At 39.1% G+C, this 12,771-nt stretch carries 13 protein-coding genes; 5 read left to right on the top strand and 8 right to left on the bottom strand.

Translation table 11 applies throughout. The features are described from left to right. Positions 1-118: 118 nt before the first annotated feature. The gene (locus RM539_RS12590) at positions 119-1,000 is read left to right on the top strand and encodes an alpha/beta fold hydrolase (RefSeq protein ID WP_311503760.1); all 882 of its coding nucleotides are present in this window, start codon (positions 119-121) and stop codon (positions 998-1,000) included. A gap of 1 nt (position 1,001) precedes the next feature. Here the strand turns inward: RM539_RS12590 and RM539_RS12585 are convergent, their stop codons facing one another. The 4 genes from RM539_RS12585 to RM539_RS12570 all read right to left on the bottom strand — a co-directional run bounded on the left by RM539_RS12585 (position 1,002) and on the right by RM539_RS12570 (position 4,359). Next, positions 1,002-2,504 (bottom strand): PH domain-containing protein, encoded by a 1,503-nt coding sequence (locus RM539_RS12585; protein ID WP_311503759.1) that lies wholly within the window; start codon positions 2,502-2,504, stop codon positions 1,002-1,004. Next, the gene (locus RM539_RS12580; RefSeq protein WP_311503758.1) at positions 2,485-3,027 is read right to left on the bottom strand and encodes a PH domain-containing protein; all 543 of its coding nucleotides are present in this window, start codon (positions 3,025-3,027) and stop codon (positions 2,485-2,487) included. Before RM539_RS12580 ends, RM539_RS12585 begins: the two co-directional genes overlap by 20 nt. Continuing rightward, the gene (locus RM539_RS12575) at positions 3,015-3,854 is read right to left on the bottom strand and encodes a 1,4-dihydroxy-2-naphthoyl-CoA synthase (protein ID WP_311503757.1); all 840 of its coding nucleotides are present in this window, start codon (positions 3,852-3,854) and stop codon (positions 3,015-3,017) included. The genes RM539_RS12580 and RM539_RS12575 overlap by 13 nt, the downstream gene beginning before the upstream one ends. A gap of 103 nt (positions 3,855-3,957) precedes the next feature. Then, positions 3,958-4,359 carry a DUF2059 domain-containing protein gene (locus RM539_RS12570; protein WP_311503756.1) on the bottom strand — a complete coding sequence of 134 codons (402 nt, stop codon included), beginning with the start codon at positions 4,357-4,359 and terminating at the stop codon, positions 3,958-3,960. 141 nt (positions 4,360-4,500) lie between these two features. Here RM539_RS12570 and RM539_RS12565 point away from each other — a divergent pair, with 141 nt between their 5' ends. Next, positions 4,501-4,956, top strand: a complete 456-nt coding sequence (locus RM539_RS12565; RefSeq protein WP_311503755.1) for a hypothetical protein — start codon at positions 4,501-4,503, stop codon at positions 4,954-4,956. Here RM539_RS12565 and RM539_RS12560 read toward each other — a convergent pair. The 4 genes from RM539_RS12560 to RM539_RS12545 all read right to left on the bottom strand — a co-directional run bounded on the left by RM539_RS12560 (position 4,953) and on the right by RM539_RS12545 (position 9,245). Beyond that, complete coding sequence (locus tag RM539_RS12560) at positions 4,953-5,792, bottom strand: CvfB family protein (protein ID WP_311503754.1); 840 nt, start codon at positions 5,790-5,792, stop codon at positions 4,953-4,955. The genes RM539_RS12565 and RM539_RS12560 overlap by 4 nt on opposite strands. Before the next feature lie 69 nt (positions 5,793-5,861). Continuing rightward, on the bottom strand, positions 5,862-7,592 hold the full coding sequence (gene menD / locus RM539_RS12555; RefSeq protein ID WP_311503753.1) for a 2-succinyl-5-enolpyruvyl-6-hydroxy-3-cyclohexene-1-carboxylic-acid synthase: 1,731 nt from the start codon (positions 7,590-7,592) through the stop codon (positions 5,862-5,864). A 68-nt stretch (positions 7,593-7,660) separates the two neighbouring features. After that, positions 7,661-8,824: a chorismate-binding protein gene (locus tag RM539_RS12550; protein WP_311503752.1), complete on the bottom strand. Its 1,164-nt coding sequence runs from the start codon at positions 8,822-8,824 to the stop codon at positions 7,661-7,663. Beyond that, complete coding sequence (locus tag RM539_RS12545; RefSeq protein WP_311503751.1) at positions 8,817-9,245, bottom strand: PaaI family thioesterase; 429 nt, start codon at positions 9,243-9,245, stop codon at positions 8,817-8,819. Before RM539_RS12545 ends, RM539_RS12550 begins: the two co-directional genes overlap by 8 nt. A 48-nt stretch (positions 9,246-9,293) precedes the next feature. On the opposite strand from RM539_RS12545, the gene RM539_RS12540 reads away from it, so the two are divergent. The 3 genes from RM539_RS12540 (at position 9,294) to RM539_RS12530 (ending at position 12,762) form a co-directional block, all read left to right on the top strand. Then, positions 9,294-9,929 (top strand): alpha/beta hydrolase, encoded by a 636-nt coding sequence (locus tag RM539_RS12540; RefSeq protein ID WP_311503750.1) that lies wholly within the window; start codon positions 9,294-9,296, stop codon positions 9,927-9,929. Positions 9,930-10,019: 90 nt separating this feature from the next. Beyond that, positions 10,020-11,288, top strand: coding sequence for an NRAMP family divalent metal transporter (locus tag RM539_RS12535; protein ID WP_311503749.1), 1,269 nt, complete (start codon positions 10,020-10,022; stop codon positions 11,286-11,288). Positions 11,289-11,559: 271 nt separating this feature from the next. Beyond that, complete coding sequence (locus RM539_RS12530; protein WP_311503748.1) at positions 11,560-12,762, top strand: porin; 1,203 nt, start codon at positions 11,560-11,562, stop codon at positions 12,760-12,762. Positions 12,763-12,771: the final 9 nt, after the last annotated feature.

The raw sequence follows: 12,771 nt of genomic DNA, 5'->3' as shown, positions 1-12,771 counted from the left end.
TACCTATACAATATACCTTCTGAATTTATTTGAGGATTTCTTTTAAGCTTAAATTATTAACTTCTGCTACTATTTGTTCAGTGGGATTTGTATATTAAAATTTAAAACCAAACAAGTTATGGCGCAGGATGATAAAATAACTGGTGTAGTTGAAGAACATGAAAGATCGGGGAAATATTTTGAAGTTGATGGGATAAAAACTTTTGCTCTTGAATATGGAGAAGGTGAAGCTGTAATTTGCATTCATGGCGTTCCTACTTCTTCTTTTTTATATCGAAAAGTGCTCCAATCCCTTGCTGAAAAAAATTACAGGGCAATTTCTATTGATCTACCCGGCCTCGGCCTTTCTGCTCGACCTGAAGATTTTGAGTACAATTTCCAGAGCTTTGCAGATTTTCTTGCTAAGGCAATTAAAATGCTGAAGGTAGAAAAATTTCATCTTGTGGTACACGATATTGGCGGTCCCATTGGCTTTGCACTTGCCGCTAAAAACCTTGAAAAAGTGCTTTCGCTTACAATTCTTAACACTTGGGTAGATGTTGTAAATTTCAAAAAACCCCTGCCAATGCGTCCATTTGAAAAGAAAGTTTTAGGTGAAGCTGAATTAAAAATGCTTACCCGCAGCACCTGGCCGGTAATGTTCTCCACTCTTGGTGTTTCTGATGCTTCCTCAATTCCAAGTGAAGAAATAAAAGCTTACGTGGACCTCCTGAAAAGGGAAGATGACGGAAAGGCTTTTTTAAAAATAATGCGAAATTTTGCAGATTCTCCTAAATACAGGGATTTATGCCTACAGGCAGTGAGAGATGTCCCTTATCCTGTGCAGGCAATTTGGGGAGAAGATGACCCCGGCCTAACTTATAACAGGTACGGCAAAGAAATAGAGAAAGAAGCAGATTTGCAGGAGATGACACTCCTACCATCCCGCCATTTTTTGCAGGAAGAAGTTTGGGAAGAAATTACAGATAAAATTGATAAGTTAGCGAAAACTGCCTATTAATCTACATCCAGGCGAGGGTGGATGTTACCATCCTATATATACTGTAATTCATGAATTTCAGGACATCTTCATTCACCGCGCGAAAAGAAATATCTCCTCCCGCAGTATGAAAAATCAGGTTTACAAGTCCTCTTCTTTTGTACCAAAATGGCCTTTTTACGCTTATAGCCTGTAACTTGTAAAGTTCGGTTACCTGGGTGGTTTTATCCCATACCCCATAAGATTTTACAAGAAAATCTTCAGTAAATTCAAGTTTTAGCGATTTATACTTAAAATAGTTATAGCTTGTTATCAAGGCAATATAGAAAGCTGATAAAATCCCCCATTCTACATATGTCACTTCTGCCATAAGTACTGGAAAAGCAAGGCCTAAAATTACGGGAATTAAGCTGAAGTTAATTCTGCGGTACAAATCTATTATATTTGGCCGGTAAGAGGTCATAGTTTTCTCTTTCATGTTGTTGTAAAGAAAATTCTTAACAGTGGAAGCCGCTTCTCCCGTTAAACCGGGAATACTTACCTTATTCTTTCTTTTCTTATTCCGGCTGCTGGCAAGGGTGATTTTTGCTTCATATAAGTCGAGTTTTTGTTGTACGGGATTAGTGATAATACTTAATATCTGTACTCTTCGTGGCTGCAATCCAACTTTTGTATTTGTACGCAGCCCCATTTCAACAAACAAACGATCTTTTGTTTGCTTCAGGTTAAGGTTATAATATTTGATAAAAACTTCGGCTACGGTAATTAATATACTCACTAAAAGAAGAACCAGGAAAAGCCCTGCGTAAAGAATTGCAGATCCTGTTGGAACAGCTAATTTCCCGGCTTCCTCCATAAGCAATTCTTTTTCCTCACCGAACATATTGTTCAGCTCATTAAATATAGTTGCAAAAAATGCCAATATAAGTCCAAAACCCCTGAAAAAATTAGAACTCAAACCTACCTTCAGCAGCGTGCTTAAACTCAGGCGATATTCCCATCCGGTGGGTTCCTCCTCATCTTCTTGAACTTCCACATCATGCTTTACCTTTTCTTTTTTTCTGCTGATAAGAATTTCAGAAAGTGCATCAGCATCTTCCCTATTTATCGCGCTTATCTTAACTTCCTTAGCTGCGCTCCCTGCTGTATCTATCACCAGCGTGTAAACTCCAACGATTCTTTGCAGGACGCCCCGCTCTGAATTCACCTGCTGAATTTTATCAAAAGGAACGGCAAGAAAATCTGAAGAAAATACCCCTTTGCGAAGTATAAACTCCTCCTTATTATAATCAATATGAAACTGAAAGTTTCTGTAGCTGAAATAGCTGTAAAGCACCACGCCCAATAAGACAACTGCGAAACCTGAAAAAATATACAACTGAGGAACTGCAGCAGGTTGCTTCAGTAAGAAGTAAAAGAGCAAGGCCCAGAACATGCGGAAAAGCTTGTACAGAACACCCGAAAAAATCAGCAGTATTCCTGCAGCAGACTGGCGTTGCGGAATACTAAACTTTTCCTCCGTCATCTTCCGAAATCTTCTGTATTAATGCTTCTTTCAGATTCTGCGCAATTTCCGGTGCGAGTCCGGGAATGCTAATATCACTTCCACTTCCTCCTGCCGTAAAAATTTTAAGAGTAGAAATATTAAGAAATTTATCCAGTATTCCCCGCGATATGGAAACATGCTGAATACGATTAAAGGAAATTACCGTTGTACTGGTTGTAATATAGCCCCGCCTGTAAATTATATCCCTTTCCCTCAGGCAATAGCCATAAACCTTTTGCATTTTCCATGCGTTAATATAAAGGAAGCAGAATATCAATATTGCTCCAATAGCAATACCGGCAATTAATTCATCTCTCTGCTGATTAAAAAACATATAACCACAAAAAGAAAACACCGCCAACATCCAAACGCTAATTTGAACAAAATGCTTGCTGAGAAGCTTCCTGGAAAGAGGATTATAAGGAACATCCTGAAATCCTGGTAAAGATTCCGGTGCAACAATTTTATTCTGAAAAGATCTTTTCTGGCTTAGGGAATCCATTTTTTCTCAAAATTTGGCTTTCTTTTCTCCAGAAAAGCATTCCGCCCTTCTTTCGCTTCATCGGTCATATAGGCCAAACGGGTAGCCTCTCCGGCGAAAACCTGCTGGCCAACCATTCCGTCATCGGTAAGGTTCATGGCAAATTTCAGCATTTTTATTGAAGTAGGTGATTTTGCCAGTATTTCCTGTGCCCATTCATAGGCTGTATCTTCTAATTCTTCATGTGGAATAACGGCATTTACCATTCCCATATCATAAGCTTCCTGCGCAGAATAATTCCTTCCGAGGAAAAATATCTCACGCGCCTTCTTCTGCCCTACCATTTTTGCCAGATATGCCGAACCGTACCCGCCATCGAAACTTGTTACATCGGCATCGGTCTGCTTAAAAATAGCATGCTCCTTACTCGCAAGGGTTAAATCACAAACCACGTGCAGGCTGTGCCCTCCACCTACTGCCCATCCCGGAACAACCGCAATTACAGCCTTGGGCATAAATCTTATAAGACGTTGAACTTCAAGAATATTCAAACGGTGCATGCCATCTTCACCAACATATCCCTGGTGTCCACGTGCTTTTTGATCACCTCCACTGCAAAAAGAATAAACCCCGTCTTTACCGGAAGGTCCTTCCGCCGATAGTAAAACCACTCCTATTGAAGTATCTTCCTGTGCGTCGTAAAACGCATCATAAAGTTCGCTGGTGGTCTTTGGTCTAAATGCATTTCTAACATCCGGCCTGTTAAAGGCTATTCGGGCAACTCCATTGGATTTTTTGTAGGTTATATCTTCATATTCCTTAGTTGTCTTCCATTCAATTTTGGCCATTCTTGTAGTTTTGAAGTAAAAATAAAGTTTTCTGCCCATTTCAGAAAGAACAAATAAAAAAGCCTGCAGAATATATGCAGGCTCAAAAAATTATTTTCTTGTTCTATTTAGAATATTTGGCAATCATCGGCTGCAACTTCATTCCCCATTGCTGCCCTATTTCCATCCCTTTTTTAGTAAGTTCAGGGGTGATTCCTACCATTTTCTCCCCTACAGGAGTATTGTAAAATGCCAGGATTTTATCAATCTCTTCTTCAGTAAAATTTTCAATATACACTTCGGCAATTTGTGCATAAAGCTCATCCATACTGGTCAAAAGCTCTTTTTTAAAAGCTTCCTGATTGGCTTCCGGAATCATTTTTACCACCGGTTCAGTCATAACCTCGAATTGTTGCCCGGAGGTCATTTTAATTAAATCGATGGTTTTTTCCTGCATATTTTTTTCCTGTGAGAAACCGTACAGGCCCAACATCAGCATCAGGGCGATAAGAAAAGTTTTTTTCATATTTTAAAATTAAGGTTGAATATCAAAAGCGAAAATAATCTTTTAAGGGGATTATCTGTTGAAGATCCAAATTTTATACAACAATATTTTATATTTACAGAATTCTAGCATCCTTTTTGATTAGTATTCAAAAATTGAATTATGAAGTTGCGCTTTGTATTATTTTTCTTTTTACTTACAGGTATTTTTAATGTAAAAGCTCAGGAATACTGGGACAGGGAAGATTTTGAAATTTCCAACAGGAATATCTCTTCAGCGCTTATGGAAGTTGGGTTTAGCTGGGTTGAAGAAAAACAGTTTATTCTACCTGATGGAAACTTTATTGACAAAGATCCCTACGAAAGAAGGACCGTGGATTTGAAAGCTGTTTTAGCGCGTAAGAAAAATGAAAGGGAACCAACGGTGGAGATCGATTTCAGATTTCCGGAAAAAAAGAAAAAAACTATTGAAGTAAGCGGGGATACCGATTATACCAGGGATAGTTTTTCCCGGGATTTTAATTATCCATATTCCCGCGGATTTGGAAACCGGAATTATTTAAATTATGGCAATCCAAATAACAGCCATTATTCCAATTACCGCAGGATCTACTTTTAAGACTTCTCCTGAAGATAAATTCCGTCATCTTTAATATCTATCACCCGCTGCTTATATAAATTCCCGACAGCCCTTTTAAAGCTTTTTTTGCTCATTTCGAGTATCCGCTGAATTTCAACAGGGCTCGATTTGTCGGTAAGTCTCAAATATCCATTATTACGCTCCAGTTCTTCCAGAATGGTTTGGGCATTTGGCTCTATACTTCTATAACCAGGGCGTTGCAGCGTAACATCAATCTTTCCATCAGGCCTGGTCTTTTTGATAAAACCCTTCATCCGGTCGCCAACATTCAGCTTTTGGAAAATATCATCATTATAAATAAGACCGAGATGGATTTCATTCACAATTACATTATAGCCAAGGTCAGTTTTATTGCTGATAATAAGGTCTACTTCTTCAAAAGGCTCCACCGTTAATTCCGAATTGTCCAGAAAAGCATGCACCTTACTGGAAGCCACCAGCCGATCAGTTTCAAGATCGAGGTAACAAAACACTAAATATCGGCTCCCTATGGTCATAGAATAAACCTGCTCTTTAAAAGGAACAAAAAGATGCTTTTCCAATCCCCAATCCAAAAATGCGCCAAAATCTGTTACCTCAACGCACTTCAGCATTTCAAATTCATCAAGTTTTATAAGCGGTTTCAGAGTTGTTGCCACCGGCCGCTCTTCATGATCAAGATAAACAAATACCTCAATTTCATCCTCCAGCTCATATTGTTCCGGAATATATTTATTGGGAAGCAAAACCTCGTTCCCGTCATCACCCCGCAGAAATAATCCCGGTTCTGTGTCCCTGTCTATCGTTAAAATATGGTATTCGCCAATTCTAAGCATAACTTCAATTTAAAATGCAAAGATACTTTATATTTTAGAGCTGAAGTAAAAAGAAAATTCAGCTGCTTCTTATCGCATAAAACTGAAATATTCCAGCAATACCTCGTCATTCACTTTACGCGGAGTAAAAATTTCCAGCAATTTTGGCCGTTCCGAAGTTTCAAAAAAGTGCTTCATCGCAGTTTCGGTTTCTTCGGAAGAAGATGCGGACTCATATTCAAAACTGTACATTTCACATAAAGATTTTGCTTTCAGGTCATGGGTGGTTTCAAAATAGGTATCAAAATTTTCAGAATTCTTATTGCCGGGCAATATTCTGAAGATTCCGCCGCCACCGTTATTCAGGACAATAATCCTGAAATTTGAAGGAATATAATTATTCCACAACGCATTACTATCATAGAAAAAACTCAGGTCCCCGGATATAATCAAAGTTGGCTCTCCATTTACACTTGCAGCACCCACAGCGGTGGAAATACTGCCGTCAATACCGCTGGTACCACGATTACAAAAAATACGCAGGCTCTCCTTCCACTTAAACAATTGTGCATACCTGATGGTGGAACTGTTCCCAAGATGCAGAATGTAATTTTCCGGCATTTGCGGAACAATATATTGCATGGCTTTTAGATCTGAATAAGGAATTTCATCCATATACTCCTCATGTCGTGCCTGCCGCTTCTGCTTAATATCTTTCCAGAACGTGGCATAATTGCTTTCCACTTTTTGTGTTAGCGGAAAGAAATTATCAAAAAATGAATTTACCGAAACCTCAAAATGTTTATTAAGACAAAAGAAGGTATTATATGCTTTTTTAGGATCTACATGCCAGTGCTGCTGCGGATTATAATTTCGCAGAAAAGCCTTTATCTTCTTGGAAACAATCATCCCACCGAAAGTGAGCAGAATATCAGGCTGAAGTTCCCTGAAAAGAGCTTCCCGGTTTTCATCCTTTTCAATAGGGCCAATAATGGTGTCTATCCGTGTAAAAAATTCCGGGTGATTAAGGTTAGAAGTCGTTTCAGTAAAAACAATAACCGATGGATCCTTTGCCAGTTTTTCCAAAAACTGCTGTTCTACAACATTAGGCTGCGCCACCCCAACAATAATCATTTTTCGCTTCGCCTTATTCCATAAATCTGCATAAGCTTTTAACTGATTTTCAGAATAAGTCCGCTCTTTAATTTCCGGCAAAATCTGCAGCGGATTCACCTCTACATTTTCCACCGCGTCATAAAGCGGCTCATAAAAAGGCACATTTATATGCACCGGCCCCTTCTCCTCTATCGCGCGGTTTAACGCAAGGTTAATCTCACGCTCATTATGTTTTTGGGATTCAAACTGTTTTTGCTGAAGTTTTTTATCGGTGGCTTCAGTTTCAAGAACAATTTCAGAATAAAGATTTGCTGAATAAAGAATATGGTTCTCAAAAACATTTTTCTGCCTGATGGTTTGCCCATCTCCAATATCTATACGCTCTACCGGGCGATCTGCAGAAATCACCACCAAAGGGATATCGCTGTAAAAAGCTTCGGCAATCGCAGGATAATAATTTAACAACGCCGATCCGGAAGTACAAACCAAAGCAACCGGTTTTTGCAGTTGCTGTGCCATTCCTAAGGCATAGAAAGCCGCGCACCGTTCATCTACAATACTGTAAGCATTAATTTCCGGATGATGCGTAAAACCTATAGTGAGCGGCGCATTTCTTGAACCGGGAGAAATAACTACATGATTTATATTTTTAGAAACACAAAGACTTACTATGGATCGTGCTACAGGAATTTTAGAATATTTCACAGATTTTTTTCTATTTTCTTTTTCAGACCTCACTGGTTTTAAAAATCCGGGAGGTCTTTGCGATTTTTTTATTTTACCAAAACAGATTTCATAGTATGCGCTTTATTTACAGTTTCCTCCCATTCCAGGGAAGGATTGGAATCTTTGGTAATCCCGCCTCCAGTAAAAAGCTCAGCTGTACCTTCTCTAATTTTCATGCAGCGCAAATTAACAAAAAGAGAAGTACTTCTGGAAATGCTGGCGTATGCCTGATTTTCCTGATTTCTGCGGTTGCTGTTGCGTTTAATTTCTCTCTTCAAATTCAACTCTCCAAGGAAACCGGAATAAAAATGCCGGTGGTATCCTTCATTTTCTAAAATAAATCTTTTAGCCGCATCTTTTGGAAGCCCGCAAACAGCAGGGGTAGGATGTAAAGACTTTATCAATTGTTTTAAAGCTGAAGTGCCTGCCTTTAAATTCCCATTAATATCTGTCCTAAGGTGCAGCAGGTTTCCGGCTTTTGCCGTGTAAGCTTCAGAAACCTGAAGCTTGTCTGGTACAATAATTTCAGATTTCTGCAACCCATCCACGATAGAATTGGTCACAATTTGCTGTTCTTCTTTTTCTTTATCTCCCCATTGCACATCCAGAGTATCATGAAAAGCTTGTGTTCCCGCCAGGGCCATAGTTTCAAACCTGTTCCTTTCTACGGAAACCAAAGTTTCGGGAGTTGCACCCATCCAGATTCCGGTTTCAGGATGAAACCAGAGATAAACAAAAGCCGAATTGTATTTTTTGAGGATATTTTTAAAAATTTCAATCACCTTCAGCTGTGTCTGCACATTCTCTGAACGTGAAATCACTACTTTCAGCAATTTTCCCTCTTTAATTTTATCAACCGCTTTCTGCACCAGGTTTTCATGCTCCACCCGGGCCAGTTTTCTTAATTGATTAGGCGGAAAATTCGGCCCTTCTTTTTTTACATTTTTATGGTCTTCTTCAAAAGTATATTCCGTAAAAAGTTCTTCCGCAGCTTCTGAAGGGATTATTAAACCTCTGTTCTCATTATCAAAAGGTGCAAAAACAAACCCACTTTCTTTATAATCTTCTACATAATGTGTAACATTATCCTGCTGCAGCAAAGCTTTGGTTTTCTCCATTTTTTCCCCGTGCATCGGCTTGCGGTAAGCTGCAAAAGGAAAACCTTTATCCAGCTGCTCTTCCAGGACAGTAAAGAAATTATCCTTATTCATGCTGCTTCTTTTTGGGTAGTGCTATGGTAGTAAGTTTTACCAAAGAAATAAGCTGATCTTCCTCATCGGTTATCCTTATATTCCAAAGCTGAGTGGTACGTCCTTTATGAATAAATTCTGCCTTTGCAAAAACGTATCCTTCAGAAATGCTCTTTAAATGATTGGCAGAAATCTCAATCCCGCGAATAAAAAAATCTTCAGTATTTAAAAATACATAACTTGCCAGGCTACCCACACTTTCTGCAAGTGCAACACTGGCCCCTCCATGTAAAACCCCATCCGGCTGATGCACCTTTGCCGTAACAGGCATTTTAGCGATAAGATAATCTTCCCCAACTTCAGTAAATTCAATATCAAGGGTTTCCATCAGCGTATTTTTACATGCATTTTTGGAAAGCTCCAGAATTTCTTCTTTGGTCATAGCAATACAATTGGTTTCTTTGTAAAAATACGAAACCAAGCCAGAAATATGAGTACCGAAAAGCAGCTTTCTTACCAGATCACCAATACATACAGCGTGTTGAATGAATTCACCCCCCGCACTAAAAACGTATGGGTGGTGTGCCACGGCATTGGATATCTAAGCCGATATTTCCTAAGACATTTTCAGCATTTAAATGCTGAAGAAAATTACATTATTGCTCCACAGGCACATTCTAAGTACTACCTCAACAACCAATATAAGCATGTTGGCGCCTCATGGCTCACAAAAGAAAACACCCAGCTTGAAGTTGAAAACGTTCTAAACTATTTAGATGAAGTTTATAAAGTTGAAAAATTAGCTGATGCTCCAAATCTGATTATTTTAGGATATTCCCAGGGAGTTTCTGTTGCAACCCGCTGGGTAGCAAAAAGGAAAATCAAGTGCGATACATTAATTATGCATTCCGGGAAGTTGCCGCAGGAATTAAAAACTGAAGATTTTTCTTTTCTTAAAGACACGCAATTTTCCTTTATCTATGGAAAAAATGATGAATACCTTAAAAGTAGGATTATTGAAGTTGAAGAAAAACGGCTTCACGAACTTTTTCCGCAGGATTTGAAGATTTTAAGCTTTGATGGCAAACATGAAGTAAATCCCGAATTGATTTCAAAATTTGCTTAAATTGAGTTACAACTAGTCATTCTGAACTTGTTTCAGGATCTTCCAGATCAGAAGCTGAAAAAATTTGGCCTGGCGACAGAATTTTTATTAATGAAACATAAACCTTCTTCCAAATCTTCCATTCTTAAATCTATTGGCCCGGGCTTTCTCCTGGCCGGAGCTGCGATTGGGGTTTCTCATCTTGTACAGGCCACCCGTGCCGGTGCAGATTATGGATTTATCCTGATCTGGGTTTTGTTGCTGGCCTGTATCTCTAAATATCCCTTTTTGGAATTCGGGCCGCGATTTGCAGCAGGAACAGGAAAGCATGTTATTACCGGCTATAAAAGAATGGGGAAATTTCCTTACTGGACCTATATCTTTATTACTATAGGAAGTATGTTTATAATACAGGCAGCCGTTACAATAGTAACAGCAGGCCTTGCAGAACGACTTTTTAATTTTGGATGGTCCCCTTTTTTATGGAGTTTCATTATTCTCGGCGCCTGTATTGCACTGCTCCTTATTGGCAAATATCCGGGGCTGGACAGGAGCATGAAGATAATCGTATCATTTTTAACTGTTGCCACCCTTGCTGCGGTGATTATGGCTTTTGGAGCCGGGACTTTAGAGAACTCTCTTCAAACCCCGGCTCCATCCCTGTGGACAGTGTCCAGCATTGGTTTTATGATTGCATTTATGGGCTGGATGCCAATTCCTCTAGATGCTTCTGTTTGGCACAGCATCTGGACGAAAGAAAAGTCGCTGCAAACCAGGCAGAAGCTTTCCGTAAAAGGTGCTTTTGCTGATTTTAATATCGGTTATTTATCTGCATCCTTTATCGGCTTATTATTTTTCCTACTCGGTGCTCTTGTAATGTTTGGAAATGGCTCTTCTTTCTCTAGTAATAGTGTGGAATTTTCCTCTCAACTCGTAGATCTTTACGGAAAAACACTTGGCGACTGGAGTAAACCTTTAATTTCTATCGCCGCCTTTATAACTATGTTAAGTACAGTACTTACTGTTACCGATGCTTATCCCCGGGTAATTTCAGAATTAAAACATCCCGAAAAAGATAAAGCTGAAGAAATCAAAGATAAATGGAAAATTTATAAATATTGTATTTTCACTATTCCGGTGCTCTCCTTAGCCATTCTTTATTTTCTTTCCGGTTCTTTTACTATTCTTGTGGACTTTGCGGCAGGGCTTTCATTTCTCTCTGCTCCTTTCCTCGCCTGGTTCAACTATAAACTTGTAACAGGAAAACAAATGCCTCTAAAACACAGGCCGGGGAAAAACTACAGAAACTTTAGTTTGGTATGCTTTGCTTGCCTGGTAATCTTCAATATTATCTATTTATATTTTACGTTTATAAATTAGCATCAAATTCAGTTAAAACGGGGTTTATATTACTAAAGCAACCTAAATGTAACCATTCCTTAATTTTTATTTCATACAGCTATCACGGGAAAACATCATTTTTGTCATGCTCTTTAAGAGCAATTTCATAAACATTAGTTTTTGTCGACTTTATTTATGGATGGGCCGTCCTAAGGGGCGGCTTTTTATCAAATTCACCTAAGCATAATATCTGATTAACATTAACTTAACATTGCCATTGGTTATTTGCAGCGACAAAAACTAACAGGTAATGAAATTAAAATGGAAGCTGTTACCGGCCTTTTGGCTGGTGGCGTCCACATGCTTTTATGCTCAGGAAATTACTAAAAACCAATTTGGTAACGGACTTATAAATATAGCGGCACGAGACAGTTCATACAGCCTTAAGTTTGCCGCACGTTTTCAATCCCTCTATACATCAGAATGGGATTTTCCTGAGGATTACAGCCTTAAAAATGGAAATTCAAATATGCTCATCAGGAGAGCACGCCTCAAATTTTCAGGATTTGCCTATTCTCCTAAACTCAGATATAAAATTGAACTTGGGCTTTCTAACAATGATATTTCCGGAGCTTCAGAATATACCGGCGATGCCCCCAGATATATTCTGGACGCAGTACTCTTCTGGAATTTTTACCGAAATTTTGAATTATGGGTGGGCCAGACCAAATTGCCGGGCAACAGGGAAAGGATTATTTCTTCTGCCAATATGCAAACCGTAGATCGTTCGCTCGTTAACAGTCGGTTTAATATAGACCGGGAAACCGGAGTACAGTTACATCATTATTTTTACGCTGGTGAAAATGTTCTTTTTCGAGAGGCCGTTTCTGTTTCCCAGGGAGAAGGGAGAAATACTACTACAGGCAATTTTGGAGGATATCATTTTGTGGCACGTGCCGAAATTCTTCCCTTTGGGGATTTTAAAGATTATTCCGGTGCCGATCTTGTGCGCGAGCCTTTTCCAAAATTGGCCTTTGGAGCCAGCTTTAGCTATAATGATGATGCAGTAAAGACAAGATCGGTAGCAGGTTCCTATATCCTTAATGATGAAGGATTTTATAATACCGATATCAATACTTATTTTCTGGATTTGATGTTTAAGTACCGCGGCCTAAATATTCTTGCGGAAGCGGCCAGGCGAACAGCCGATGATCCTATAGCCGTAAATTCTGATGGCACGCCAACCGGAGAAATTGTGCAGGTAGGAGATGGCTTTAATGTTCAGGCTGGCTATGTTTTTAAGAATAACTATGAACTTGTGGGGCGCTATACGGGCATCAACTTGGAAAACCGGTATTTTAACCAGGGAGTTGAAAAACAATACACCTTAGGACTTTCCAAGTATATTGTTGGTCATAAGCTGAAAGTACAAACAGATCTCAGTTTTAATGATTTTCAACATGATGCTGAAGATGGCCTAATGTACAGGCTGCAGGTTGATATCCATTTCTGATACTTTACA

Origin of the sequence: Autumnicola musiva (genome assembly GCF_031846585.1) — a bacterium.
Classification (GTDB): Bacteria; Bacteroidota; Bacteroidia; order Flavobacteriales; family Flavobacteriaceae; genus Autumnicola; species Autumnicola musiva.
This window is presented reverse-complemented; position numbering and strand designations above follow the sequence as displayed.

Bases quoted from the DNA above. Each gene is read 5' to 3' on its own strand.
- RM539_RS12590 (WP_311503760.1), top strand. From the start codon at position 119: ATGGCGCAGGATGATAAAATAACTGGTGTAGTTGAAGAACATGAAAGA.
- RM539_RS12585 (WP_311503759.1), bottom strand. From the start codon at position 2,504: ATGACGGAGGAAAAGTTTAGTATTCCGCAACGCCAGTCTGCTGCAGGA.
- RM539_RS12580 (WP_311503758.1), bottom strand. From the start codon at position 3,027: ATGGATTCCCTAAGCCAGAAAAGATCTTTTCAGAATAAAATTGTTGCA.
- RM539_RS12575 (WP_311503757.1), bottom strand. From the start codon at position 3,854: ATGGCCAAAATTGAATGGAAGACAACTAAGGAATATGAAGATATAACC.
- RM539_RS12570 (WP_311503756.1), bottom strand. From the start codon at position 4,359: ATGAAAAAAACTTTTCTTATCGCCCTGATGCTGATGTTGGGCCTGTAC.
- RM539_RS12565 (WP_311503755.1), top strand. From the start codon at position 4,501: ATGAAGTTGCGCTTTGTATTATTTTTCTTTTTACTTACAGGTATTTTT.
- RM539_RS12560 (WP_311503754.1), bottom strand. From the start codon at position 5,792: ATGCTTAGAATTGGCGAATACCATATTTTAACGATAGACAGGGACACA.
- RM539_RS12550 (WP_311503752.1), bottom strand. From the start codon at position 8,824: ATGAATAAGGATAATTTCTTTACTGTCCTGGAAGAGCAGCTGGATAAA.
- RM539_RS12545 (WP_311503751.1), bottom strand. From the start codon at position 9,245: ATGACCAAAGAAGAAATTCTGGAGCTTTCCAAAAATGCATGTAAAAAT.
- RM539_RS12540 (WP_311503750.1), top strand. From the start codon at position 9,294: ATGAGTACCGAAAAGCAGCTTTCTTACCAGATCACCAATACATACAGC.
- RM539_RS12535 (WP_311503749.1), top strand. From the start codon at position 10,020: ATGAAACATAAACCTTCTTCCAAATCTTCCATTCTTAAATCTATTGGC.
- RM539_RS12530 (WP_311503748.1), top strand. From the start codon at position 11,560: ATGAAATTAAAATGGAAGCTGTTACCGGCCTTTTGGCTGGTGGCGTCC.